Annotated in this window: 20 protein-coding genes; 13 read left to right on the forward strand and 7 right to left on the reverse strand. The window is 71.4% G+C overall.

All coding sequences use genetic code 11. The features are described 5' to 3' along the window. Positions 1–765, forward strand: a 765-nt coding sequence (locus K6I34_RS07350; protein ID WP_229323397.1) for an acyl-CoA dehydrogenase family protein, incomplete at its 5' end; no start/stop codon positions are given. A gap of 20 nt (positions 766–785) precedes the next feature. Here K6I34_RS07350 and K6I34_RS07355 read toward each other — a convergent pair. From K6I34_RS07355 to K6I34_RS07375, 5 genes are all read right to left on the reverse strand, one after another. After that, on the reverse strand, positions 786–2,060 hold the full coding sequence (locus tag K6I34_RS07355) for an ATP-grasp domain-containing protein (protein WP_229323399.1): 1,275 nt from the start codon (positions 2,058–2,060) through the stop codon (positions 786–788). Positions 2,061–2,126: 66 nt separating this feature from the next. Continuing rightward, positions 2,127–3,515, reverse strand: a complete 1,389-nt coding sequence (locus K6I34_RS07360; protein WP_229323401.1) for a methylaspartate mutase — start codon at positions 3,513–3,515, stop codon at positions 2,127–2,129. Continuing rightward, positions 3,512–3,961 carry a cobalamin-dependent protein gene (locus K6I34_RS07365; protein ID WP_229323403.1) on the reverse strand — a complete coding sequence of 150 codons (450 nt, stop codon included), beginning with the start codon at positions 3,959–3,961 and terminating at the stop codon, positions 3,512–3,514. Before K6I34_RS07365 ends, K6I34_RS07360 begins: the two co-directional genes overlap by 4 nt. A gap of 66 nt (positions 3,962–4,027) precedes the next feature. Further along, positions 4,028–5,242 (reverse strand): fatty acid desaturase, encoded by a 1,215-nt coding sequence (locus tag K6I34_RS07370; protein ID WP_229323405.1) that lies wholly within the window; start codon positions 5,240–5,242, stop codon positions 4,028–4,030. A gap of 189 nt (positions 5,243–5,431) precedes the next feature. After that, positions 5,432–6,712, reverse strand: a complete 1,281-nt coding sequence (locus tag K6I34_RS07375) for an MFS transporter (RefSeq protein WP_229323407.1) — start codon at positions 6,710–6,712, stop codon at positions 5,432–5,434. A gap of 727 nt (positions 6,713–7,439) precedes the next feature. Between K6I34_RS07375 and K6I34_RS07380 the strand changes: the two genes are divergently transcribed. The 11 genes from K6I34_RS07380 (at position 7,440) to K6I34_RS07430 (ending at position 19,731) form a co-directional block, all read left to right on the forward strand. Next, the gene (locus K6I34_RS07380) at positions 7,440–8,678 is read left to right on the forward strand and encodes a PLP-dependent aminotransferase family protein (RefSeq protein ID WP_229323409.1); all 1,239 of its coding nucleotides are present in this window, start codon (positions 7,440–7,442) and stop codon (positions 8,676–8,678) included. Between the two features lie 100 nt (positions 8,679–8,778). Next, complete coding sequence (locus K6I34_RS07385) at positions 8,779–10,038, forward strand: ATP-grasp domain-containing protein (protein ID WP_229323411.1); 1,260 nt, start codon at positions 8,779–8,781, stop codon at positions 10,036–10,038. 113 nt (positions 10,039–10,151) lie between these two features. Then, complete coding sequence (locus tag K6I34_RS07390; RefSeq protein ID WP_229323413.1) at positions 10,152–11,261, forward strand: LLM class flavin-dependent oxidoreductase; 1,110 nt, start codon at positions 10,152–10,154, stop codon at positions 11,259–11,261. A 117-nt stretch (positions 11,262–11,378) separates the two neighbouring features. After that, positions 11,379–11,852 (forward strand): flavin reductase family protein, encoded by a 474-nt coding sequence (locus K6I34_RS07395; RefSeq protein ID WP_229323415.1) that lies wholly within the window; start codon positions 11,379–11,381, stop codon positions 11,850–11,852. Between the two features lie 114 nt (positions 11,853–11,966). Further along, complete coding sequence (locus K6I34_RS07400) at positions 11,967–13,640, forward strand: GH3 auxin-responsive promoter family protein (protein WP_229323417.1); 1,674 nt, start codon at positions 11,967–11,969, stop codon at positions 13,638–13,640. 5 nt (positions 13,641–13,645) lie between these two features. Further along, positions 13,646–14,536, forward strand: coding sequence for a serine aminopeptidase domain-containing protein (locus K6I34_RS07405; RefSeq protein ID WP_229323419.1), 891 nt, complete (start codon positions 13,646–13,648; stop codon positions 14,534–14,536). A 107-nt stretch (positions 14,537–14,643) separates the two neighbouring features. Further along, entirely contained in the window at positions 14,644–16,248 is a 1,605-nt protein-coding gene (locus K6I34_RS07410; RefSeq protein ID WP_229323421.1) for an ABC transporter substrate-binding protein, read from the forward strand. A 23-nt stretch (positions 16,249–16,271) separates the two neighbouring features. Further along, the gene (locus K6I34_RS07415) at positions 16,272–17,237 is read left to right on the forward strand and encodes an ABC transporter permease (RefSeq protein ID WP_229323423.1); all 966 of its coding nucleotides are present in this window, start codon (positions 16,272–16,274) and stop codon (positions 17,235–17,237) included. Next, positions 17,230–18,084: an ABC transporter permease gene (locus tag K6I34_RS07420; RefSeq protein ID WP_229323425.1), complete on the forward strand. Its 855-nt coding sequence runs from the start codon at positions 17,230–17,232 to the stop codon at positions 18,082–18,084. The genes K6I34_RS07415 and K6I34_RS07420 overlap by 8 nt, the downstream gene beginning before the upstream one ends. Continuing rightward, on the forward strand, positions 18,081–19,073 hold the full coding sequence (locus K6I34_RS07425; protein ID WP_229323427.1) for an ABC transporter ATP-binding protein: 993 nt from the start codon (positions 18,081–18,083) through the stop codon (positions 19,071–19,073). The genes K6I34_RS07420 and K6I34_RS07425 overlap by 4 nt, the downstream gene beginning before the upstream one ends. Continuing rightward, complete coding sequence (locus K6I34_RS07430; protein ID WP_229323429.1) at positions 19,066–19,731, forward strand: ABC transporter ATP-binding protein; 666 nt, start codon at positions 19,066–19,068, stop codon at positions 19,729–19,731. Before K6I34_RS07425 ends, K6I34_RS07430 begins: the two co-directional genes overlap by 8 nt. Before the next feature lie 72 nt (positions 19,732–19,803). Here the strand turns inward: K6I34_RS07430 and K6I34_RS07435 are convergent, their stop codons facing one another. Further along, a complete protein-coding gene (locus K6I34_RS07435) occupies positions 19,804–20,748 on the reverse strand; it encodes a DMT family transporter (RefSeq protein WP_229323431.1) in 945 nt (314 codons plus the stop codon). 128 nt (positions 20,749–20,876) lie between these two features. Further along, positions 20,877–24,245, reverse strand: a complete 3,369-nt coding sequence (lysX, locus tag K6I34_RS07440; protein ID WP_229323433.1) for a bifunctional lysylphosphatidylglycerol synthetase/lysine--tRNA ligase LysX — start codon at positions 24,243–24,245, stop codon at positions 20,877–20,879. 171 nt (positions 24,246–24,416) lie between these two features. Between lysX and K6I34_RS07445 the strand changes: the two genes are divergently transcribed. Beyond that, positions 24,417–24,611, forward strand: a complete 195-nt coding sequence (locus K6I34_RS07445) for a hypothetical protein (RefSeq protein WP_121800889.1) — start codon at positions 24,417–24,419, stop codon at positions 24,609–24,611. Positions 24,612–24,620 lie beyond the last annotated feature (9 nt).

Raw genomic sequence — 24,620 nt, forward strand, 5'->3', positions numbered from 1 at the left:
CGGGTCGGCGCCCTCGCCGACCCGCTGCCCACCACACCGGGCGGCGTGGTGCCGACGTCCGTGCACGCCGAGCCCACCGGACCCGAACGAGCCCTGCTCAGCGGCACGGTGACGGCCGTCGCGGGCGCGCCCGGCGCCGACGTGCTCCTCGTCCCCGCCGACGCCGGGCTCTTCCTCGTGCCCGCCACGGCGGAGGGGGTCACGGTCGCCCCGGTCACCCCGCTCGACCTCACCCGGCCGCTCGCCCGCGTCACCCTGGCCCGTACCCCCGCCGCTCTCCTCGCCGGACCCGAACGGGCCCGCACCGCCGTCTCCGACGCCCTCCTCACCGGCGCCGGACTGCTCGCCTCCGAACAGCTCGGCCTCGCCGAGTGGTGCCTGACGGAAACCGTCCGCCACACCGTCCAGCGACGCCAGTTCGGGCGGCCCGTCGGCTCCTTCCAGGCGCTCAAACACCGGCTCGCGGCGCTGTGGCTCGACGTCACCTCCGCGCGCTCCGCGGCCCGCAACGCCGCCGACGCCCTGGCGACGGACGCCGCCGACACGGCGGTCGCGGTCGCCGTGGCGCAGTCCCACTGCTCCGAGGTCGCGGTCCGCGCGGCGCACGAGTGCGTGCAGCTGCACGGCGGTCTCGGCATGACCTGGGAGCACCCCGCCCACCTCTACCTCAAGCGCGCCAAAGCCGACGAGATCGCCCTCGGCACGCCCGGCCGCCACCGTCAGGTCCTGGCCGGGCTGGTCGACCTGCCCGGACCCGTCGCCTGACGGCTCGTCGGCCCGCTGGCTCAGCCCTGGCCGGAGGCACCGGCAGCGGGCCCGTCCACCGGCTCCGTCACGAAGCGCACCGACGCGTCGAGCCCGCGGACCAGCTCCTGCGCCTCGGCCGGGGTGTCCGCCCCGACGGCGATCAGCGCCACACGGTTCTCGACCATCCGATGCGGCTCGATGACGTCACCGGGGGAGACGGCCAGCTCGGCGTGCAGGACCGCCGGGTGGGCGAGCACCTCCTCCCAGCCCTCGACCGCCACCAGCCGCCCGGGCGGCGGCGTGAGGAAGCGGATGGCCGAGCCGCGCACCGGCTTCAGCGCCGCCTTGTCGACGGGGCGGCCCAGCACGTCGTCGTAGACGAGCCCGAACCATTCGAGGCCCGGGATGACGTGCGCCAGCATCCGGTGGATCCAGCCGCCCGCGTTGCGGACGTGCGACTCGCCGAGGACGACGCCGCGGTCGGTCAGCCACAGCTCCACATGGAACTGGCCGAACCGCAGGTCCAGCGCGGTAAGGGCCCGCGTGACCTGCTCCTCGATCTCACGGCGCGTGTCGTCCGGCACCAGTGCCGGGATGACGTACTCGGTCTCGAAGAAGTTCGGCGGCGGGAGGAGCTCCTTGGACGTGAGCGCGAGGACGTGCGGGACACCGCCGATGAACACGCCCTCGGCGCTGAACTCCGGTCCCTCGACGAACTCCTCGACGATGAACGGGCCCTGCCCCGGCAGGAACTCCAGAGCGGCCTCCAGTTCCTCCGCCCCGTCGACGCGGGTGACACCCGCGCTGCCCATGGCATCGCGCGGCTTGACCACCCAGGGGCCGGTGGAGCTCTCCAGGAACGCGGCGGCCTCCGCCGCGTCGGCGCACACCCGGAAGGCGGGCTGCAGGAATCCCGCCTCCGCGAGCGCCGCGCGGGCCTCGTCCTTGGTGCGCACCCGGTGCACGGCGCGCGGCGAGTTGCCCGGGAGGCCGAGTGCGTCGGCGACCTCGGCGACCGCCTCCTGGGCCATCTCCCGTACGCCGAAGACGATGTCGAAGGTCTCGCCCGCCGCGACCCGCCCACGCGCCCAGGCCGCGCTGTCCCCCGGGCGCTCGAAGTCGACCGCCGACGCGGCGTCGGCGAGGGCGCTGACGGTGGGGGTGGCGGCGAGGGTCGTCTCCTGGTTGGTCACATGTATGCGCAGGCCGCGTTCGCGGGCCTGGCGCATGGCCGTCTCCACGACGTCGACGGCGAGGGTGGCATCTCCGGCGCCACCTACGAAGAGGAGGTTGGGGGTGGTCGGGTCAGCCATGGGGAACTCCTACGAAGTACGGACGGACAGAAAAGAAACAAAAGGGGAGAGGCAAAGGGAGTGGCGTCACGACGGCGGCGGAGCGGGGCTCTCACCGAAGACGTTCAGGAAATAGTTGATGTCGGCGGTCAGCCCCTTCACCATGTCGCCCAGCCCCGCGCCGGCACTACCGGCACCGGCCGAGGCGAGGCCGCGCGCGTTCCGCTTCCTCGTGTGGCCGGAGAAGGGCAGGGAACCGGTCGCGAAGTAGCGTATGGCCCCGTCCGGCGCGCGCCGCGGGATGATCTCGGACAGCGCGTGGCGACTGGCGCTGAACGGGATGTCCAGGCGCCCGGCCGCGAAGGCCGAGGCGATCTCCGCGTACAGGTCAGGAGCCGCCAGCACCGGGTCCACGATCTCGGCCACCTCCTGGAGTATCCACTCCAGTTCCTCCGCGATCCGGTCCTCGTCCAGGGTGATGAAGCCGAGCAGCGGGGAGTTGGCGCGGGAGGCGAGCAGCAGCCCGTCGACGTTGGCGCGCGTGTCCGGGATGCCGTACGCCTCCAGATAGGTCTTGGTGATCAGTTTGGTGGCCCCGCCCAGCCGGGCGACCAGGGCGCCGTAGAGGATCAGGTCCTCGGCGTTGGCGCGCTCCCGGGGGAAGACCCCCATGAACTCGTGCAGTACCGCGTGGACCTCGACCGAGTCGGGCAGATACCGGGCCGCGAGCGCGGGAATCGCCCGCAGGGCGGCCACGTCCTGCTCGAAGTGGCCGCCCTGCGGGTAGGCCATCGAGACGCACCGCACGCCCTCGCGCGCGGCCGCCACGGCCTCCAGCACGTTGATCGCGAGGCTGATGGACGGCGGTACGAGGACGGCGGTGAGCGTGCCGAACAACTCGCGGTCGACGACCAGACCGCGCTCCGCCAGATCGCCGCAGAGCGCGTCGACCTCCTGCCAGGCCGCCAGGGACTCCGCGAGCGGCACCGCCTTCGAGTAGGGCAGGTTGTACGAGATGCCCCCGCCCTCGAACGAGGTGATGCCCGAGGCGACCGCGGTCCGGAACAGCGCACGGGCGTCGGGCGAGCCGTGCCGGATCTCCAGCGGCGCCGACACGGCCTCGTTCAGCTCCCGCCCTCGTTCCCACCCGTGGGTGACGAGGGGGTAGCCGTTGAGGTCCGCCGGGTTCTGGAGCAGCACGGCCCTGGCGTTCTCGAAGCGCTTGAGCCGGGTGTGGGAGTCGATGGTGAGTGACAGGACGTCGGGCCTGGCATGCCGCTCCAGGTCCCGCAGCAGGGTCATCATCTGGGCGTGGGAGCCGACGCCGCAGCGGGGCTGCAGGGCGACCCTCTCGGCGGACCGGGCCGAGCGCAGCACCTCCGCGGAGGTGGGCTTGCCCAGTTCCTTGACGTACGCGACGGATTCGTCGTGCGAGGGGAGCCCGGAAGGGCCGGGCAGGGGAGCGGAGTCGTTCATGCGGCGGTGGAGGAGACCGGTACGGGGCCCGAGCTCCTGCTCCCGCGCAGCTCGTCGAGGGTCGCCGGCAGCAGCGCGGGGTCGGAGAGGATGACGTCCACCCCGAGCGCGCGGAGCCGGTCGAGGTGGGAGGCGTCCTTGCGGCTGCCCACGGAGAGGTTGCCGCCGAGGACGACCGGGCAGCCGAGAAGCCCCCTGGCGCGGGCGGCGGGAAGGTCCTGGAGGTCCTCGTAGGCGTGGCCGTTGAGGCTGCCGACGAGCACGGCCTCGGCCCAGGGGTACTCGGCATGGGCCTCGGCGAACTCGTCGACCGTGGTGCAGGTGCCGAGGTTGACGACATGGAAGCCCTTGGCGCGCAGGGCGTGGGCGATCAGGTGGTTCGCCACGACGTGGCTGTCGCTCGCGGCCACACCGAGGATGACGGTGCGGGTTTCGCTTTCGTGCATCGGAGAACCTCCGTCGAAGACAGAAGGAAGCAGAAGGAAGACAGAAGAAGTCAGGGTGTATGCGTGTCAGTCGTCGAATGCGGCGAAGAGCTCCCGCTTGCTGACCTCGCGAAGGCGTGCGACGTCGAATTCCTCGGGGTCGGCGACGGACAGCGAGTCGAAGACGTGATTGATCGCGGGCACCAGGCCCCAGACCTGCGTGTAGGGGGGCCAGCCCGGGCTCCCCGCGTCGGCGTCGGCCTGGCGGGCGAAGAGGTAATGCGCCCACTCGGGTGTGGAGGGGTAACGGTGGTGGAAGTCGTGGACCACCGTGTCCCCGGTGAGCACCAGATAGCGCGAGGGCGCGTGCACGAAGAGCATGCGCGCGGTCCAGGAGAGCCAGGCGCCCGTCCGCCGGACGAAGGGCAGCCCGGGCGTCGGTGCCGGCGCGCCGATGAATATCGCGTTGGTGAGGCTGCCGAAGTACTCCTTTCCGCGCCGCACTTCGATGCCCCGGGCGGGGAAGGTGTGCTTGACACACAACCGGAGGGTATTGCTCACCTGGAACAGCGGAATCAGCGGGACGAACCAGACGACCAGCAGCGTCTGCCACGTTCCGGTGGCGACGGTGGCGGCGCCGGCGACCGTGTAGAGCGTGAGCGAGGTGACCTTCTCGCCGGCGGCGGACCCGTGCCAGAAGGAACGAGCGCGGGACACCGCGAAATTGAGGTGGAACCAGGGCGAGAACAGCTTGCCCAGCACCCGCCGCCACATCTGCCGCCGGGTCATGCCCGGGCGCAGCCCCAGGCTGACCAGGAAGGCCTGGACGGTGGGGTCGCGCAGGGTCATGTGGTGGGCGGCGTGGTGGTCACTGACGTGCTCGCGGCTGTACCGGGCGAAATTCTGGATGACGAGCAGGCTGGAGGTCGCGCGGCCGATGGCCGTGTCCAGCCTGCGTCTTCGGTACATGTTCCGGTGCGAGCACTGGTGGTAGACCATCATCCGGAGATTGCGCATTCCGTGCAGCGTGACGGCCCAGCCCGGCAGCAGGAGAAGGAGCCCGGCCCCTGACAACTCCAGGCCGATACAGCCGATCACGACTCCGGCGGCCATGGAGAGCACGGCGGTCGCGAGATGGAATCCCGGTGTCCACCAGGACAGGGGCTTCTGCTCCGGCAGCGGTTTTCCGGTGAAAACGGTCAGCGGGTACTGGGTGAACCGGGGCAGTGCGCGCATGGTGTCGCGGGGATCGGGGAATTCCGTATGGCCACCGGTCCGGAAGCCGTCTTCGATGACCGCCATCGCACTCCTTAGGGTCAGGGATCAGGGCGTCCGATCCGGTCGGCCGTCGAGCCGGACGGGAGGTCGTACGCGTAACTTCTGTGCCTGGGTGCGGACTTGATGCTTTCATTACCCGCTGTTGGGGTCAACCGGTTGTCGGCGGGGATTCGTGCCGTTCTTTTCGGAGGGCCTGTCGGGAGCCGTATGAATTCAGGAATCCGTCGCCGGTGCTTTTGCGGCAGGTGCCTCCTGCGGCTGCTGCTGGGGCAGCTCGCGCCGACGGCGCACGGGGGAGAGGAAAACGGGAAGGAAAGCGGTGGAGACGAAGGCCGCGCCCACCCACAGCGTGGTATGGACCGTCGTCAATTCGCCGATCACACCGGATATCGCGGCACCGACGGCGAGCGCTCCGGTGAGCAGGAATCGGAATGTTGCGTTCATACGGCCGAGCAGGGAATCCGGCGTCATCCGCTGGCGCAGGCTGACGCCGAGCACGTTGTCCATGCCCACCTTGAACATGGCGACGAGCCAGCCCGCACCGGCCAGGACGAGCCAGGCGCCGTGGTCGAGGAGCGGCACGAGCAGCCCCGCGGGCGCCAGGGTCACCCCGGCCAGGCCGAGGGTGCGGCCGTGGCCCAGCCGGGCGGCGATGGGCCGGGCGCAGCGCGCCCCGAGCAGCAGCCCCGCCCCGCCGGCCGCCCAGAAGAGCCCCAGCGCGCCGCTGGAGAGCCCGAGATCACGGACGAACACGATCGGGAGCATGGTGTTGATGATCTGGGAGCCGAGGTTGCCGAGTGCCGCCGTGAGCGCGAGGGCCCGGAGCTCCGCGTTGCCGAAGACATGACGCACGCCCTCGGCGATCTGGGCCCGCAGCCGGGTGCCCCGCCCGGGGAGCGGCGCGGGAGGTGCCGGGGTGCTGTGGATGCCGAAGAGCCTGAGGCCCGACGCGGCGTACGCCACGGCGGTGCAGACCACGGCCACCGGCGCCGTGAGCAGCGCGACGAGGCCGCCGCCCGCGCTCCGGCCGGCCACGTTGCCCGCCGCGATCAGCGTGTTGATGTCGGCGTTGGCCTGGACGAGGCCCTCCCGCCCGACGAGCTGCGGCAGCACGCTCTGCGACCCCACGTCGAAGAAGACGGTGGCGCAGCCGTTCAGCAGGACCACCGCGTAGAGCTGCCCGAGCGTCAGGACGTCCAGCCACCACGCCACCGGAACCGTGACGAACAGGAGTGCCCGGGCCAGGTCCGCGACGATCAGCACCCGCCTGTGGCGCATCCGGTCCACCCACGCCCCGGCCGGCAGCCCGATGAGCAGGAAGGCGACCGTGCTCAGCGTGGCCAGCGCGCCCACCTGACCGGGGCTCGCGTCGAGCGCCGACACGGCGACGAGCGGCACGGCGACATAGCCGACATTGGTGCCGAGCTGGCTGAGTGTGGTCGCGGTGAACAGGACGCGGAAGTCGGCGATCCGCCAGGGGGAGTTGGGTTGCATGATCCGTTCCTCGGGTGGTCGGCACGGAGTCCGCCGCGGCCCCGCGGCTCCGTCGTCGTGGGTGTCGGCGCCGCCATGGCGGGCGGCGGCCGGACGCGAGAGACCGAACACCGGTCGGTACGAAGCGAATTCACGGCATGACGCACCGCGACAAAAGTGAAGGAGTGCCGTATCGGGTATTCGGATCGGGCCGGACGGCAGGCCGTATCGGTCGACGACAACTCCCCAGCCCCCTCGGCCTGTTCGGGGATATCCCGAGATGCTTCCTGCGCCTCGGCCCCGGCGGCTCCCCGCCTGCAAGGATCGACGATATCTCTCCCATTGGGCAAAGTGACGTGCATCACATATTGCGGGTGATGGCAGCTTCAATGACCTTCGCACGAATAACGCCATAACGCGTTGACACCGGAAGGGAGTTGGGTGAGCATCGAGGAAGATCCGGGGGGATGGGCCTCTCGACGCGTCCTGCGTCGGATGCGGAGTCGGTTACTCCAATTCGAGCGCAATGCAGCTGAATTAGCGTCTGCTGCGCATAGCACTGCTCTTTTCAGAAGTTCCGGGCAAGGCCCTGGCGCTACGGGGCCGCCCGGCTCGGGTGAGCCGGGTGAATCAGCATGGCCGCGCGCACTGCGCCCCGTGACCGTTGCCGAGAGAGGACCGAACAGCAATGTTGTCGTTGACGTACAGGTCGCTGCACGCAGGGGTGGCCGATCCCGAGATGGATTCCATGCGGATCCTCAGCGAGACCGCGCTGAAGTACCCGGACGCCCTGTCGTTCTCGTCGGGCGCGCCGTACGACGGGACCCACGACCTGGCGAACCTGTCGTTCTACACCGACCGGTACATCAAGCACCTGCGCGACCGGGGGATGACGGAGCGGCAGATCACTCGGCTCTTCTTCCAGTACGGACCGGTCAACGGCGTGATCAGGGACGAAGTGGCCCTGATGCTGAAGAAGGACGAGGACATCGACGTCCCCGCCGACGCCGTCATGATCACGCACGGCTTCCAGGAGGCGGCCCTCATCGCCCTGCGGGGCCTGTTCGCCTCCCCCGACGAGGTGCTGCTGAGCGTCTCCCCGGCCTACGTCGGCATCACCGGAGCCGCCCGCATGCTCGACATCCCGGTGCGGGGGATCGTCGAGGGGCCCGACGGCCTCGACCCCGAGGACGTGGCCGCCGCCGCCCGTGCCCTGCGGGCCGAGGGCAAGCGCGCCGTCGCGCTGTACCTCGTGCCGGACTTCTCCAACCCGTCCGGCACGGTCCTCCCGCTCGAAGCCCGTCGGCGCCTGCTGGAGGTGGCCGCCGAGGAGGACCTGGTCGTCCTGGAGGACAACCCGTACGGACTGTTCGCCCGCGACGGCCGGTCGATGCCCACCCTCAAGTCGCTGGACACCGAGCGACGCGTCGTCTACCTGGGATCCTTCGCCAAGACGGCCTTCCCCGGCGCCCGCCTCGGGTACCTGGTCGCCGACCAGCCCGTCACCGACGACACCGGTACGACCCGCACGCTCGCCCAGGTGCTGTCGAAGGCCAAGGCCATGTTCACCGTCGGCTCCTCCACGCTGTCCCAGGCGGTGATCGGCGGCATCCTCGTCGAGCACGACTACGACCTGCGCACCCCCACCAGGGAGCTCGCCGCCGTCTACCTCGAACGCCTCGACGCCACGGTCGAAGCACTCACCGAGCACTTCCCGCCCGCGCGGTACGCGGACCACGGGGTGCGCTGGAACACCCCGCACGGCGGCTTCTTCCTCACGGTGCAGGTCGGCTTCACGGCGGACCTGGCGGCCATGGAGCGCTCCGCCCGCGACTACGGCGTCAGCTGGGCGCCGATGAGCATGTTCTACGTCGACGGCGGCGGGGACCGCGCCCTGCGGCTCGGATTCAGCAACCTCACCCCGGAGGCCATCCGCGAGGGCGTCGCACGGCTCGCCCGCTTCATCAAGGAAACCCCGCGCGGCTGACCGGCTCCCGGCAGGTGCCGGAGCCGGAGCACGACCTATTCCCCGCGCTATTCCCCGCGCTATTCCCCGCGCTGTTCCCCGCGCGTGAAAGGCGACGCACATGAGCGACACCCAGGACCGGCCCCTCGTCGTGGTGATCGACGGATACTCGGCCGGCAATTTCTACCCCTCCGCCTTCGCCGCCGTGGGCGCGCGCGTGATCCACGTGCAGAGCACGGCGGAGTTCATGCCCACCATGATGGCGCCCGACCTCTCGGCCTACGCGGAGAACATCGTCCACACCGACGAGGACGGGCTGGCCGAGCGGCTCCGCCCGTACGCCCCGGCCTGCGTCGTCGCGGGCCAGGAGTCCGCCGTACGGCTGGCGGACCGGGTGAGCGAGGAACTCGGCCTCGCCACCAACGGCACCGCGCTCTCCCCGGCCCGCCGCGACAAGTACGAGATGATCGAGGCGCTGCGCAGAGCCGGGGTGCGCTGCGCCGAGCAGCTCAAGAGCACCGACCCCGGGGACCTGGTCCGGTGGGCCGAGGACCGGGGCGGCTACCCGGTCGTCGTCAAGCCGCTGAGCTCGGCGGCCTCGGACGGCGTCGTCGTCTGCCAGAACGCCGACGAGGTGCGCGCCGCCGCCGAACGCGTCCTGGCCTCGCGGGACATCTTCGGCACCCCGAACACCGAGGTGCTCGTCCAGGCCTACCTCAAGGGCGCGGAGTACGTCGTCGACACCGTCAGCTGCGACGGCCACCGCTACACCTGCGGCGTCTGGAAGTACGACAAGACCCTGCTCCCGTCCGGCCGGAACATCTACAACCGGGACATCCTCGTCGCCCAGGACGACGCCCCGGTCCCTGCCCTCGTCGCCTACGCGGGCGAGGTCCTCGACGCCCTGGGCGTGCGGTGGGGCCCGTCGCACGCGGAGGTCATGGTGACGGAGGACGGGCCGGTCCTCGTGGAGATCGCCACCCGGCTCAACGGCCAGCTCAACCCCGCCTTCCAGGACACGTGCCTGGGCCACGACCAGGCGGGGCTCACCGCGCGGGCGTACACGGACCCGGAGGGATTCGTCCGGGAGTACGGCGATCGCGTCTACACCATGCGCCAGCCGGGCTACTCCTACAACCCGCCCACCGAGCTCGACGGCGTCGTCGAGTCCGTGGACCAGCAGGTCGTCGACGAGATCAAGGCGCTCCCAAGCGTCTTCCTGACCAGCGTCAAGTACGCGCCGGGTGCCCGTATCCGCCCGACCGTCGACCTCATGACCACGTGCATGCGGATCTACCTGACCTCCCCGGACGAGGACGAACTCGTCGCCGACTACGAGAAGTCCCGCAAGCTGAAGGATCTGGTCTACCGGCTCGCCTGACGGCCCGCCGAGGGGACGGGGCCGGTGCCCCCGTCCGTGTCATCACCGTCATCACCTTTTTCTCGTCTTCTTTCTTGCCTTCTTTTCTTGCCTTTCGACGTTGGAGGAGAGCAGTGCACAGCCGAATCGGCCTTTTCCTTTCCCCCGTTCACGAGACCGGCCAGGACCCGCACCTCGCGATCCAGCGCAACCTCGACCTGGTCGAATACGCGGACCGCCTGAACTTCGACGAGGCGTGGTTCGGCGAGCACCACACCCTGGGCTGGGGCCTCGTCGGCGCACCGGAGACCATGATCGCCGCCGCGTCCCAGCGCACGCGCCAGATCCGGCTCGCGCACGGGGTCGTCCCGCTCTCCGGGCACCACCCCTTCCATGTCGCCTCCCGCGCCGTGCACCTCCAGCACCTGACGCGCGGCCGCTACATCCTCGGTGTGGGCCCCGGCGTGCCCTTCGACGCGCCGATGTTCGGCCTGGACGGCAACGTCCAGCGCAAGCGCCTCGACGAGGCTCTGCCGACGGTGCTGGAGCTGGTCAACGGGGAGTCCCGGGTCACGCAGAAGACGGACTGGTACGAGCTGAAGGACGCCAAACTGCAGCTGCCCCGCTTCGGCCCCGGCCCGCTGGAGGTGGCCATGGCGACCTCCGGCACCTCCGTGACCGGCCCCCGCCTCGTCGGCCGCCACGGTCTGAGCATGACCTCGTTCGCCCTGCCGTTCGCCCTGATGACACCCGGCGCACCGGACCACATCGGCCTGGCGCAGCAGTGGAAGCACGCGGAGGAGGCGGCCGACGAGTACGGCCAGGTCATCAGCCGCGAGGACTGGCGCATCGCGCTGCCCGTCCATGTCGCCGAGACGAGAGAGCAGGCCTTCGCCGAGGTCCGGGAGGGCTACGACCGCTGGCTGTTCGAGTACTTCGCCAAGGCGGCGGGACGCACGGTCATCGGCCCGGACACACCGCGGGAGACGATGCTGGAGGCGCGGGTCGAGGCCGGTGGCGCCCTGGTCGGCTCCGTCGACGACGTCGTGGCGGGCATCCGCCGGATGCAGGAGGCCACCGGGGGCTTCGGCACGGTCCTCGTGTACGTCGCGGACTGGACCACGTACGAGAACACCGACCGCAGCCTGGAGCTGCTCGCCCGTTACGTGGCACCGCGGATCACCGGCGCGGTGGCCCGCCCGCAGGAGGCCGTCGACTGGGCGATCGCCGCTCGCGGTCGGTAGGACACGTCCGGCCGGGACCGTACGGCCAAACCGGATCGTGCGGCCGGATCCGGACCGTGCAGCCGGACCCGGACCGTACGGCCGGACCCGGACCGGATCGACCAGTGGAGGCATTACGTGCTCGATCAGCGTTCGTTCCGCACCATCCTCGGACGGTTCGCCACCGGGGTCGTCCTGATCACCGCCCAGGCGGACGACGGGCCCGTCGGCATGGCCGTCAACTCCTTCACCTCCGTGTCACTGGACCCACCGCTCGTCGGCCTGTGCGCGGCCCACACCTCGACCACGTGGCCGAGTATCCGGAAGGCCGGCGGCTTCGCGGTGACCATCCTCGGCGACCGGCACGCGGAGCTGTGCCGTCTCTTCAGCACCAAGGGGGCCGACCGGTTCCGCGGCCGGGACTGGGCGGTCACCCGGGCCGGACACCCCATCCCGGCCGACGGGCTCGCGTGGCTGGACTGCCGGATCACCGCGCTCCACCCGGCGGGCGATCACGAGCTGGTCATCGCCTCCGCGGCCGAGGGAGCCGTGACGGACGCGGCCGATCCCCTGGTGTTCCACGCCGGCCGCTTCCGGGAGCTGGTGGCCTGAGAGACCCCGTCACCTCTTTCCCGCTCATCCCCCCATTCCCTGCCCCTGTCGTTTCCCGAACCCCTACTCATCGGCACCGCACGCACGAGAACACGCTAGGGAGAAGCAGAAGCCGTGGGACGTTCGCACTGGCAAGAACACTGGAACGCGCGCCGGGCCGCCTTCGCGGAAGAGTGCAGGCAGGCCCGCGCGGCACTGCTGGCCGACCTCAAGGACCCGAAGTCCGCTCAGGAACGGGTACTCCGGGACATCGTCGAGCTGTGCGCGGGCTCGCTCCACTGGAAGGAGCGGGGGTACGACTCCGTCGCGGCCGAACCGGAACGGTTCCGGTCCGTCCTGCCCATCATGCGCTACAGCGATTTCCAGGAGGAGATCGAGCGGGAGACCCGCACCAAGGGCGGCGTGCTGTCGTGCAGTCCGGTCCTGCGCTGGCTCAGGACGAGCGGCACGACCGGGGTGCCCAAGCGGGTCCCGTACACCCTGCACTGGCTCCTGACCTACCGCATCCCCGCGATGCAGGCCATGTGGGGAACGTATATCGAACACCATCCGGAGATCCTTGCCGGTCCTTACGCCACCCTCGACACACAGACCGTCCACGAGACCGTCGGCGACTTCGTGCACGGCGTCCCCTACCAGGCGATCAGCAACCGGCACCCGAAGGTCAACAGCCGGGACTGGAACCCGCCGTGGTCCGAATCCCCCTGGTTCGGCACCGAGGCGCCGTCCTCGCACGCGGGCCGGATGTACCACCGCGTACGCCATCTCGTCGGCCAGGAGCTGCACTTCATCTCCGCGATCAACCCGAGCACCCTCATCTCGCTGCGCGACCTGATCGCCGAGCGCGGGGAGGACCTCGTACGCGACCTGCGGGAGGGCACCCTCGAAGGGAGGCCCTTCGGCGAGCCGGACCCGGCGGCCGCGCGCCGCCTCGCCTCGGTGCTGGCCCGGGACGGCTTCACCCTCAAGGACGTCTGGCCGTCGCTCACGCTCTACAGCTGCTGGTTGTCCTCGTCCGCCGGGCTCTACCAGTCCAAGCTCGACGCCGTCCTGCCGGGCGTCGGCAAGATGCCGTTCATGAGCTGCGGCACCGAGGGGGTGACGACCATCCCGGTCGACACCTCGCTGGACAGCCAGCCGCTCGCCGTCCACCAGGCCTACTTCGAGTTCGTGCCCGCCGACGTGCCCCTGGGGGAGCTGGTCGGGACGGGCGCCCCGGTCGACACCCTGCTGTTCGACGAGGTGGAGCCCGGCCGCGACTACCACCTGATCATGACGCAGGGCAATGGCCTCTACCGGTTGTGGAGCGGTGACATCTACCGCGTCGACCGCGTCGTGGACGGCACCCCGTGGATCCACTTCGTCCACCGCGACGGTGTCTTCCACTCGTTCACCGGCGAGAAGATCACCGAGGCCCAGGTCACCCAGGCCATCGAGCAGGCCATGGCCGCCGGTGACCTCGGCAGCGGCCTGTACCTGTGCGGGCCGCAGTGGGGCGAGCCGCCGTACTACGCGGTCGTCGGCGAGGTCCCCCGTCCCCACCCCGAGCTGGACAGCGCGCTCTCCGACGCCGTCGACGAGGCGCTGAAGGCCATCAACATCGAGTACGCGTCCAAGCGGGACAGCGGCCGGCTCGGGCCGCTCGAATTCTTCACCGTGCCCCCCGACACGGTCGCGGCCTACACCGAGTCCCGCCGCCAGCAGGGGAACACCACGCAGTACAAGTACAAGCCGTTCCAGCAGGACGCCGAGTTCGTCTCCGTCCTCGTGGGCCGGCCGGGGGAGTGACGCGGATGATCGAGACCAGCAGACCGCCGCAGAACACCCGCCGCGAGATCATCACGCTCTCGTCGGACGGAGCCGACCTCGCGCTGCACCTCTGGCGGCCGCGGAGGATCAAGGGCGCCGTCTTCTTCTTCCACGGCCTGCGGTCCCACGCCGGCTGGCTGTGGGAGGCGGGGCCGAGGTTCGCCGACAACGACATCGCGTTCTTCGTGCTCGACCGGCGCGGCAGCGGCATCAGCACCGGCGCACGACAGGAGATACCCGACGTCGGGACCGTCATCGCCGACTACGTCCACGCCGTCGCGCACGTACGGGAGTACGTCGGGGAGGATGCCGGGGAGAACGTCCCGCTCTCGTTGTTCGGCCACGGCCTCGGCGGCTCCTTCCTGGCCGCCCTGATGCACCACCCGGACTTCACCACCCGCTACGAGGCCGCCGTCTTCTGCTCGGCCTGGCTCGGGCGGCTGCACGCGACCCTCGACGACACGGAGCGCGCGGCGCTCGCCGCCGAGCGGAGCACGGAGCTGTGGGACACCGGTCCGAAGGCGTCCGACTTCACCGACGACGCCGTGCACCGGCACTTCATCGACAACGACGACCTCGCCGTCCGCAGCCTGACCAGGCGCTCCCGGGCCAGGCTGCTCGGCCTGGAACGGCTCTACCTGGAACCGCGGCGCGAACTGCCCGACATACCGGCCGTGTTCGTCTCGGGCCTGAGCGACCCGCTCGTCGACCTCGACGCCGCGCACCGGGCGTTCACCACGATGGTCTCCGGGCGCGGCACGATCATCCAGTTCCCCACGGACCGGCACTTTCTCTTCCACACCCCCGTCAGCGGCGACCTGATCGATTGGGCGTCGACCCACACCCTGCTGCAGGGGCTGGATCGCGGCGCCTGAGGGACGGCCCCCGGATGAACAGCCCCCGATCATGACCGCTCTTTTACGTATTGTTTAATTGCGACTGGTTCGCAATAGCAGCAAAACGTGAGTAAGAGGTGTGGGCAATGACGGCCCGGTCCGTACGGGGAGTGGCCGCCGCGGCCATGGCGGGGGTTCTGGCGGCAGGTGCCGCGGCGTGTTCGACGCCCGGCGGCGGTGACGGGGCCAAGGGCGGCAAGGGGGAGAAGGACGCGCTGGTCGTCGGGCTCGCCAACGAGCCCGAGACGCTCAGCCCGCTCCTCGGCTACGGCAAGGACGGCAACTCCAAGATCTTCGACGGGCTGCTCCGCCGCGACGCCTCGATGAAGCTCCGGCCCGCCCTCGCCGAGGCGCTGCCCGAGGTCACCGACGAGGGGAAGACGTACACCTACAAGCTCCGGAACGGGGTGACGTTCAGCGACGGCAAGCCCTTCTCCGCCGCGGACGTCGTCTTCACCTACCGGACGATCCTCGACGAGAAGACCAACAACGCCGCCAAGGGCGAGCTCGACGCCATCGACGGCGTGACGGCCGAGGGCGACGACAAGGTCGTCTTCAAGCTGAAGTACCCCTACGCGCCGTTCGCCGAGCGCACCGTCCTGCCCATCGCCCCGGAGCACGCGGCCAAGGGGCAGGACGTCAACACCGGCTCGTTCAACACCGCGCCGATCGGCACCGGCCCGTACGTCCTCACCGGCTGGAGCAAGGGCGAGAAGCTCACCTTCAAGGCCAACCCCGGCTACTGGGGCGGCGAGCCGAAGATCAAGAAGCTCACGATGGCGATCATCAAGGACGACGACGTCCGCGCCACCCGTCTGCGCAGCGGCGACCTCGACGGCGCCATCCTGCCGCCCAACCTCGCCAAGGGCTTCAAGAACGACAAGTCCAGGCTCACCGTCACCGCCCGCACCACCGACTTCCGTGGCGTCAGCCTGCCCACCGCGAACAAGGTCACCGGCGACCTCGCCGTGCGCCGGGCCCTCGACCTCGCCGTCGACCGCAAGGCCATGGTCGACAAGCTCCTGGAGGGCGCGGGCAAGGAGGGCCACGGCCCGGTGCCCACCGACAGCGAGTGGTTCGCCAAGGGCACCGAGCGCCCGCACGACCTCGACAAGGCGAAGAAGCTCCTCGACGACGCGGGCTGGAAGCCCGGCGACGGCGGCATCCGGGAGAAGGACGGCAAGCGCGCCGAGTTCACCCTCTGGTTCCCCGCCGGTGACAAGCTCCGCCAGGACCACGCCCTCGCCTTCGCCTCCGACGCCAAGAAGGCGGGCATCAAGGTCGAGGTGCAGAGCGGCACCTGGGAGGTCATCGAGCCGCGGATGAAGGACGACGCCGTCCTCGCCGGCGGCGGCAACCCCGCCGACCCCGACTTCGACCTCTACAACCTGCTCCACTCCTCCCTCGCCCTCGACGGCTTCAACAACATGGCCGCCTACGCCGTACCCGACGTCGACAAGGCCCTGGAAGAAGGCCGCCGCAGCGGCGACAAGACCGTCCGCAAGGCCGCCTACGACAAGGTCCAGCGCGGCCTCGCCGACAACCCCGGCTACACCTTCCTCACTCACGTCGACCACCTCTACGTCATGAACGACGAGTGGCAGGACGTCACCACCCAGGTCGAGCCCCACGACCACGGCCTGGGCGCGGGCCCCTGGTGGAACGTCGAGTCCTGGCAGCCGAAGAAGTGACCGCCCGGCTCCCCTGGGGGCCGATGGCGCGCATGACGGGACGGCGGCTGCTGGCCGCCGTCCCCGTGCTCACCGTCGTGACCTTCGGCGTCTTCGCCCTCGCCGCCGCCTCGCCCTTCGACCCCGCCAAGGCCTACGCGGGCTCCGCCGGCCTCAGCGCCGGTCAGGGCGTCCTCGACCAGCTGAACGAGAACCTCGGCACCGACCGGCCCTTCGCCGCCCGCTGGTGGGACTGGCTCACCGCCGCCCTCACCGGCGACCTCGGCGACTCCGCCTCCCTGCGCCAGCCCGTCGCCCAGGTCATCGGCGAACGCATCGGCTGGTCCCTCCTGCTGTGCTCCCTCGCCTTCGCGCTGGCCGTGACGGTGGGCACCGCGCTGGGCGTCCTCGCCGCGCGCCGCCGGGGCGGCCTCCTCGACCGCGCCGTGACCGGCCTGGCCTACGCCCTCGAAGCGGCCCCGCCCTTCTGGCTCGGCCTGCTCGCCATCTGGTTCCTCGCCCTCAAACTCGACGCGCTGCCCGCGGGCGGCCTCACCGACACCGGCAGCGACACCGCCACCGCCGGGCAGATCGCCTCCCACGTCGTCCTGCCCGCCCTGGTGCTCGCCGTCTCCCAGCTGCCCTGGTTCGTGCTCTACGTACGCCAGGGCGTCGGCGACGCGCTGGACGAGGACCCCGTCCGCGGGGCACGCGCCCGCGGCCTGAGCGAGCGGACCGTGCTCCTCGGCCACGCCCTGCGCTCCGGACTGCTGCCCGTCCTCACGCTCATCGGCTCGCGCGTCCCCGAACTGATCACCGGCGCGCTCCTCGTGGAGACCGTCTTCAGCTGGCCCGGCATCGCCTCCGCGACCGTGGAGGCGGCCACCAAGGTCGACTTCCCGCTGCTCGCGGCGCTCACCGTGCTCGCCACGGCCGCGGTCCTGGTGGGCAACCTGCTGTCCGACCTGCTGTACGGACTGGCCGACCCGAGGGTGGGGTTCGATGGCTGACACCCTGAGCCGCCGGACTCTGCGGCTCCCGCGCCTGGGCCTCTCCTTCTCCGGAGCGGTCGTCGCGGCCGTCGTCCTCGTCGCGCTGCTCGTCCCCGTCCTGTTCCCCGTCGACGAACAGGCCGTCGACCTCGCCGCCAAGCTGCGGCCACCGTCCTGGGACCACCCCTTCGGCACCGACGAGGTCGGCCGCGACCTGTTGCTGCGCTGCGTCCACGGGCTACGGATCTCGCTGCTCGTCGGTGTCGTCGCCGCGCTCGTCGCGACCGTCGTCGGCACGGCGGTCGGCGCGCTCGCCGGTGCGCTCGGCGGCTGGGCGGACCGCGTCGTGATGCGGGTCGTCGACCTCTTCTCCTCCGTGCCGCACCTGCTGCTCGGCATCTTCGTCGTGGCCATGTTCCGGCCTGGCATCTGGCCGGTCATCGCCTCCGTCGCGCTCACCCACTGGCTGTCGACCGCGCGGATCGTCCGGGCGGAAGTGCTCTCGCTGCGCTCGCGCCCGTACATCGACGCGGCCCTCGTCGGAGGCGCGTCCCGGTGGCGCGTCACGGTGCGGCACCTGCTGCCCGGGGTGCTGCCCCAGGCCGGGCTCGCCGCCGTCCTGATGGTGCCGCACGCCATCTGGCACGAATCCGCGCTCTCGTTCCTCGGCCTCGGCCTCCCCGCCCACCAGGCCAGCCTCGGCAACATGGTCCAGGCGGCCCGCGGCTCGCTCCTCGCGGGCGACTGGTGGCCGACCCTCTTCCCGGGCCTGTTCATCATCGTCCCGACCCTCGCCATCGCGGGCCTCGCGGCCTCCTGGCGCGACCGCCTCCACCCCCGCCGCCGATCGGAGCTGACGCTGTGACCACGCACCGGCCTCCGGCGACGCCCCGGCAAGAGACGCACGAGGACGGCCCCGTCCTCGACGTCCGTGGCCTGTCCGTCCGCTTCCGGACGCGTGACGGCCGGGACGTCGCCGCCGTCACCGACGTGTCCTTCACGCTTCGCCCGGGGGAGTGCCTCGCCCTCATCGGTGAGAGCGGCTGCGGCAAGTCCGTGCTCGCCTCCGCCCTGCTCGGCCTTCTGCCGGGCAACGCCCGTACCACCGGCCACGCCCGCCTCGGCGGGCTCGATCTGCTCACCGCCGACGAGCGCACGCTCGCCCGCACGGTCCGCGGCCGCCTCATCGGCCTCGTACCGCAGAGCCCCGCCGCGCACCTCACCCCCGTCCGCACCGTGCGTTCCCAGCTCCACGAGACCGTGCGCGCGCTCACCGGCACCCGGAAGCCGGGGCTCCGAGCCGCCGGTGAGGCCGCGGCCGAGCGCGCCGCGTTCCCGGCCGGCCACCTCGACCGCCATCCGCACGAGCTCTCCGGCGGCCTCGCCCAGCGGGCCGCGACCGCGCTCGCCCTCGTCGGCGACGCCCCGCTGCTGCTCGCCGACGAGCCCACCACCGGACTCGACCGCGACCTCGTCGACCGCACGGCCGACGAACTGCGCCGCCACGCCGACGCGGGCCACGCCCTGCTGATGATCACCCATGACCTCGCGGCGGCACAGCGCATCGCCGACCGGGTCGCCGTGATGTACGCGGGCCGCGTCGTGGAGCTCGCCGACGCCACCGCCTTCTTCGGCGCCGAGGGCCCCCGCCACCCGTACGCCCGCGGCCTGCTCGACGCGCTGCCCGAACGCGCCTTCACCCCCATCCCCGGCATGCCGCCCGAGCTCGGCGACCTGCCGCCCGGCTGCGCCTTCGCCGCGCGCTGCCCGAAGGCGACGGCCGTCTGCGGGACGGTCCCCGACCCCGTCGAGGGCGTGGCCTGCCACCACCCGGAGGAGACCGCACGTGCTTGAGCTGAGCCGGATCACCGCCGGATACGAACGCCGGGCCCCCGTCGTACGGGACGTCTCGCTGGCCGTCGCTCCGGGCGAGGCCGTCGGGCTGCTCGGGCCCAGCGGCTGCGGCAAGTCCACCCTCGCCCGCGTCGCCGCCCTGCTGCACCGGCCCTACTCCGGCACGGTCGTCGTCGACGGCCGCGCCGCCCACGGCTGGCGCCACCGGGCCCCACGCGAACAGCGCACGGCCTTCGGCGTCGTCTTCCAGCAGCCGCGCCTGTCCGCCGACCCGCGCATGCGGCTCGCGGACCTGATCGCCGAGCCGCTGCGCGCCACCGGCCGCCGGGACGAGGCCGCCGCGCGCGTGGACGGACTGGCCGGACGCGTGGGCCTCTCCGCCGAACTGCTCCGGCGCCGCCCGCACGAGGTCAGCGACGGCCAGCTCCAGCGCGCCTGCCTGGCCAGGGCCCTGGTGCTGCGTCCGCGCTGGCTGATCTGCGACGAGATGACGGCGATGCTGGACGCGTCCACGACCGCGGCCCTGGTGGCGACGGTCGAGGAATACCGTGCCGAGTCCGGGGCGGGACTCCTGACCGTGGGCCACGACAGCGTCCTGCTGGAACGCTGGTGCGACCGCACGGTGCGGTGGGAGGACTTGGTGAACGGGGCGGGGTGAGTGCCCTGGGATGCGTATCGGGCGGGCCGGGAATTCCCGGCCCGCCCGACGGTTTCCGATGCGGAGGTGTCGCTAACGGCGGCTGCTCGTACCCACCAGTTCCCGCTCCCGCTTCTCGGAGCGGGCGTTCGTGGAAGACCGTGCCACCCCACGCCGTACGGAAGCGACGGCCACGCCCGCCAGTACGAGCACCCCGCCCAGCATCGCACTCGCCGAGGGAACGTTGCCGAGGAGCACCATGTCCAGCCCCAGCGCGGCCACCGGCACCGCGTACAGCACGAGGGAGGCCGTCGAGGCCGTCGTCGCCCGCAGTGTGCGGGACCAGGTCCAGAAGGCCATGGCCGTACAGCCCAGGCCCAGCCAGAGGACGGCCAGCGTGCGGTGTCCGTCGGCGGCCGCGACCTGCCCGACCGCGCCGGGCGCCGTCACCAGCAGCGGGAGCAGTCCGAACAGGCTGCCGTAGAAGACGCACTCCGCGCCCGAGTACTTCTTGAGCAGCGGCTTCTGCAGCGCGAAGGACGTCGCCTGGGCCGCCGCGGCGAGCAGGACCAGCAGTGCGCCGAGGAGCGAACCGCTGCCGCTGCCCGAGGTGACGGCGACCATCAGCGCGCCGCACAGGGCGATGCCCAGACCGGCGAGGCCCTGCCGCCCCGGCCGGTCACCGAGGAAGGCCATGCCCAGGATCGTGGTGAAGACGGGCGAGGCGGCGATCAGCATGGCGGCGGTGCCCGCGTCCACGCTCTGCTCGCCCGCGCACAGGAGCACCTGGTAGGCCGTCATCCCGGTGAGCCCGAAGGCGGCCATCCGCAGGGCGTCGGCCCGCCGCAGGGGCCCGATGCGCTTGAGCAGGAGGCACGGCAGGAGCAGGACGACGGTGATCGCGATGCGCAGCAGCGCGATGCTCGTGGGCGAATAGTCCGGCAGCGCGATGTGGATCGCGGTGAACGCGGAGCCCCACAGCACCGCTGTGGCCGCCATCGGCAGCCAAGGGGTCGCTGCACGCTGTGCCGTCGTCATGGGAAACACCACCAGCTCGGTCAAGGACTGACTGAGCTCGAAATTAACAACGGCCGATCTATAAGGCAAATAATGAATTCTATCGAGAACTCAAAGTAACTCTTTTGTTGGTGTTCTGAGGAGGGCGTTCAGAGCCGTCGTACCAGCGGGAACGGGAGCGTCTCGCGGATCGACAGACCCGTCAGGAACATCACCAGCCGGTCCACCCCGATCCCCAGCCCACCGGTCGGCGGCATCGCGTACTCCAGGGCCCGCAGGAAGTCCTCGTCCAGCTCCATCGCCTCGGGATCGCCCCCCGCGGCCAGCAAGGACTGCGCGGTCAGCCTGCGGCGCTGTTCGATCGGGTCGATCAGCTCCGAGTACGCCGTGCCCAGCTCCGTGCCGAACGCCACCAGGTCCCAGCGCTCGGCGAGCCGCGGATCGGCGCGGTGCGGACGGGTGAGGGGCGAGACGTCGGTCGGGAAGTCCTTGTAGAAGACGGGCAGCCCCGTCCTCTCCTCGACCAGTCGCTCGTACATCTCCAGCACGATGTCCCCGCGCCGGTCCTCCGGCTTGTGCGGCACCCCCGCGGCGTCGCAGTACCTGCGCAGCGCCGGGACGGGCGTATCGGCGTCGATCTCCTCGCCCAGCGCCTCCGACACCGCGCCGTGCACCGTCTTCACCGGCCAGCGGCCCGAGATGTCGTGCTCGACGAGTTTCCCCTCGCCGTCCGCGCGCAGCACGACGGCGGCGCCGTGGGCGGCCGTGGCGGCGCCCTGGACGAGCTCCCGTGTCAGGTCCAGCATCACGTCGTAGTCCGCGAACGCCTGGTACGCCTCCAGCATCGTGAACTCGGGGTTGTGCTTGTAGGAGATGCCCTCGTTGCGGAAGGTACGGCCCAGCTCGAAGACCCGCTCCATGCCGCCCACGCACAGCCGCTTCAGATACAGCTCCGGCGCGATCCGCAGATACAGGTCGAGGTCGTAGGCGTTGATATGGGTCGTGAAGGGACGGGCGTTGGCGCCGCCGTGCACCTGCTGGAGCATCGGCGTCTCGACCTCCAGGAACCCGCGGTCGAGCAGCCCCTGGCGGAGGGCCTGCACGGCCGCGCTGCGGGCCCGGACCGTGTGCCGGGCCTCCGGCGAGACCGCCAGGTCCACATAGCGCATCCGCACCCGCGCCTCCGGATCGGCCAGGCCGCGGCGCTTGTCCGGCAACGGGCGCAGGCACTTGGCGATGATCCGGAACCGGGACACGAACACGGTCAGCTCGCCGTGGTCGGTGGTGCCCACCTCGCCCTCCGCCTCGACATGATCGCCGAGGTCGACGTCGCCGCCGAAGCGGCGCAGGCACTCCGCCCCCGAGTCCGCGCGCGTGAGGGTCAGCTGGAGATCGCCGGACCAGTCGCGGAGCACGGCGAACACGACCCCGCCGTGATTGCGGACGAGCAGCACGCGCCCGGCCACCGTGACCCGCTCGCCCGTACGGGACGCCGGCGCCGGCCCCGGATGCGCCGACCGCAGCTCCGCGAGCGTATGCGTACGGCGGGCGTCCACCGGATACGGGTCGATCCCCGCCTCCCGCAGCCGGTCCAGCTTCCGCCGCCGGACCCGCACCTGCTCGGGCAGACCCGCGAGCTCGTCCCGTACGACCGCGCCGCCCTCGCCGTCGCCCAGCCCGAGCTCCGACAGCGGGGGCAGCCCGGCCGTGGAGACGGGGCTGGCCATGCCGCGCGCCCGGCCGCGGCCCCACAGCTTGCCCAGGCTCGGCACGGAGACGAAGCCCTCGGCGATGCCGGACGCCAGCCCGATCCGGGCCAGAGCGCCCGCGTCGGCGTAGCACAGGAAGCGCGGATGCCACTCCGGGTTGTACTTCACGTTCGACCGGTAGAGCGCTTCCAGCTGCCACCACTTGGAGAAGAACAGCAGCAGCCTGCGCCACAGCCGCAGCACCGGCCCCGCGCCGATGCGCGCCCCCTCCTCGAACGCGGAACGGAACACCGCGAAGTTCAGCGAGATGTGCTTGATGCCGAACCGCCCCGCCTGCGCGCACAACTGGGCGACCATGAACTCCATGACGCCGTTGGGCGCCGCCCGGTCGCGCCGCATCACGTCCAGCGAGACCCCGTCACGGCCCCACGGCACGAACGACAGCAGCGCGATCATCGTCCCCTCGCTGTCGAACGCCTCCACCAGCAGGCAGTCGCTGTCGGCGGGGTCACCCAGCCGCCCCAGCGCCATCGAGAAGCCCCGCTCGGTCTCGGTGTCCCGCCAGGCGTCCGCGCGCCGGATGACCTCGCCCATCTCCTCCTCGGACAACGCCGCGTGCCGTCTGATCCGGGTGGTCGCGCCCGTGCGCTCCACCCGGTTGACCGCCTGCCGCGTCACCCGCATCTCCCGGCCGTCGAGGTCGAAGGCGGCCACCTGGAGGATCGCCTCGTCACCCAGCTGGAGCGCCCCGAGCCCCGAGCGCGCGAACGCCTTGGCCCCCGTCTCGCCCGCCCCCATCACCGCGGGCTGCCAGCCGTACCGGCCCGCGAGCGCCAGCCACGCGTCGATCGCGGGCGTCCACGCCTCGGGGTCGCCGAGCGGGTCGCCCGAGGCCAGACAGACACCCGCCTCCACCCGGTAGGTGACCGCCGACTTGCCGCTGGGGGAGAAGACCACGGCCTTGTCCCGCCGGGTCGCGAAATAGCCCAGGGAGTCCTGGCCGCCGTAGCGGCTGAGGAGCGCCCGGATGCGCTGCTCCTCGTCGTCGTGGAGCGCGGCCTCCAGCCGCTGCGAGCGGAACAGCACCATGGTCGCGTTGAGCAGCGCCAGCGCGCCGAACAGGCCGAGCAGGAAGAACAGCCAGTGCGGCGGGTGCCCGGTGAAGTGCCGGCCGCTGACCAGGCCGCCGCACACCTTGTTGGCCACGAACAGCAGCCGGTTGCCCCCGCCCTTCTCCAGCGTCCCCGGGAACGCCGCCACCAGACCCCAGCCCACCAGGATCGCCACGGCGAGCCCCGCCACCAGCACGAGCAGGGCGCGCAGGAACGCCCCGCGCCGCGACGCCGCGTAGAACTCGCGCCGGGCCAGGACGAGCAGGACCATCGCGGCGACGCACAGCACCAGCGAGGGCAACGTGTCCCAGTACCCCACCGCCAGCAGCAGCACGTTCGCGATGAGCAGCAGCGTGAGATAGCCGAGGACGAACCAGAGGGCCACCCGCTTGCGGGCCGCCGTCGCCGTGGCCAGGAGCAGCAGGAACACGGCATAGGCCAGGTTCGGCGCGGTGGGCACCGCCAGGGTGTCCAGGGCGTCGGTCAGCGGCCGCGCCGCGCGCCGCAACGGTATGAACAGCGAGGTGACGGCGCAGAACACCCCGAGCAGGCCGAAGAACGTCGCGAAACCGCCCGGCACCTTGTGCAGCAACCGCTGCCAGGCGGTCCCCGGCTCGCCCTCCCGGCCGCCGGGCCCGGACCCGGTCGCGGCGGACGGCGCCACGGCGCGCTCGCTGTCCGGGGCTGTACGGCTCATTCCGTCAGCCTAGGCAAGGCGGGGCCCGACTGCCCGCCGAGCGCCTCCCCGGAGCCCGGCGGCATGCGGGCGCGGTCGCACTCATACCCATTTGGAGTACAGGCTCTTCGCAGGTCACCGCCGTGCGATGGGTCAGACTGACGGACAACCACTCCGCAGAGGAGGCTCGCCATGGCCCTTTCGATCTCCGTGGTCCTACTGCTCCTGATCTTGGTGGTGGTGTTCCTCCGCAGCGGTGCGCTGAGGGTCTCGCACGCCGTGGTCTGCGTCCTGCTCGGCTTCCTCCTCTCGGGTACCAGCATCGGGCCGACCATCGCCCACGGGATGTCGGCCACCACCCGGATCGTCAGCGACGTACAGCGCTGACGATCCCGG

Source organism: Streptomyces sp. UNOC14_S4, assembly GCF_020740835.1.
Classification (GTDB): Bacteria; Actinomycetota; Actinomycetes; order Streptomycetales; family Streptomycetaceae; genus Streptomyces.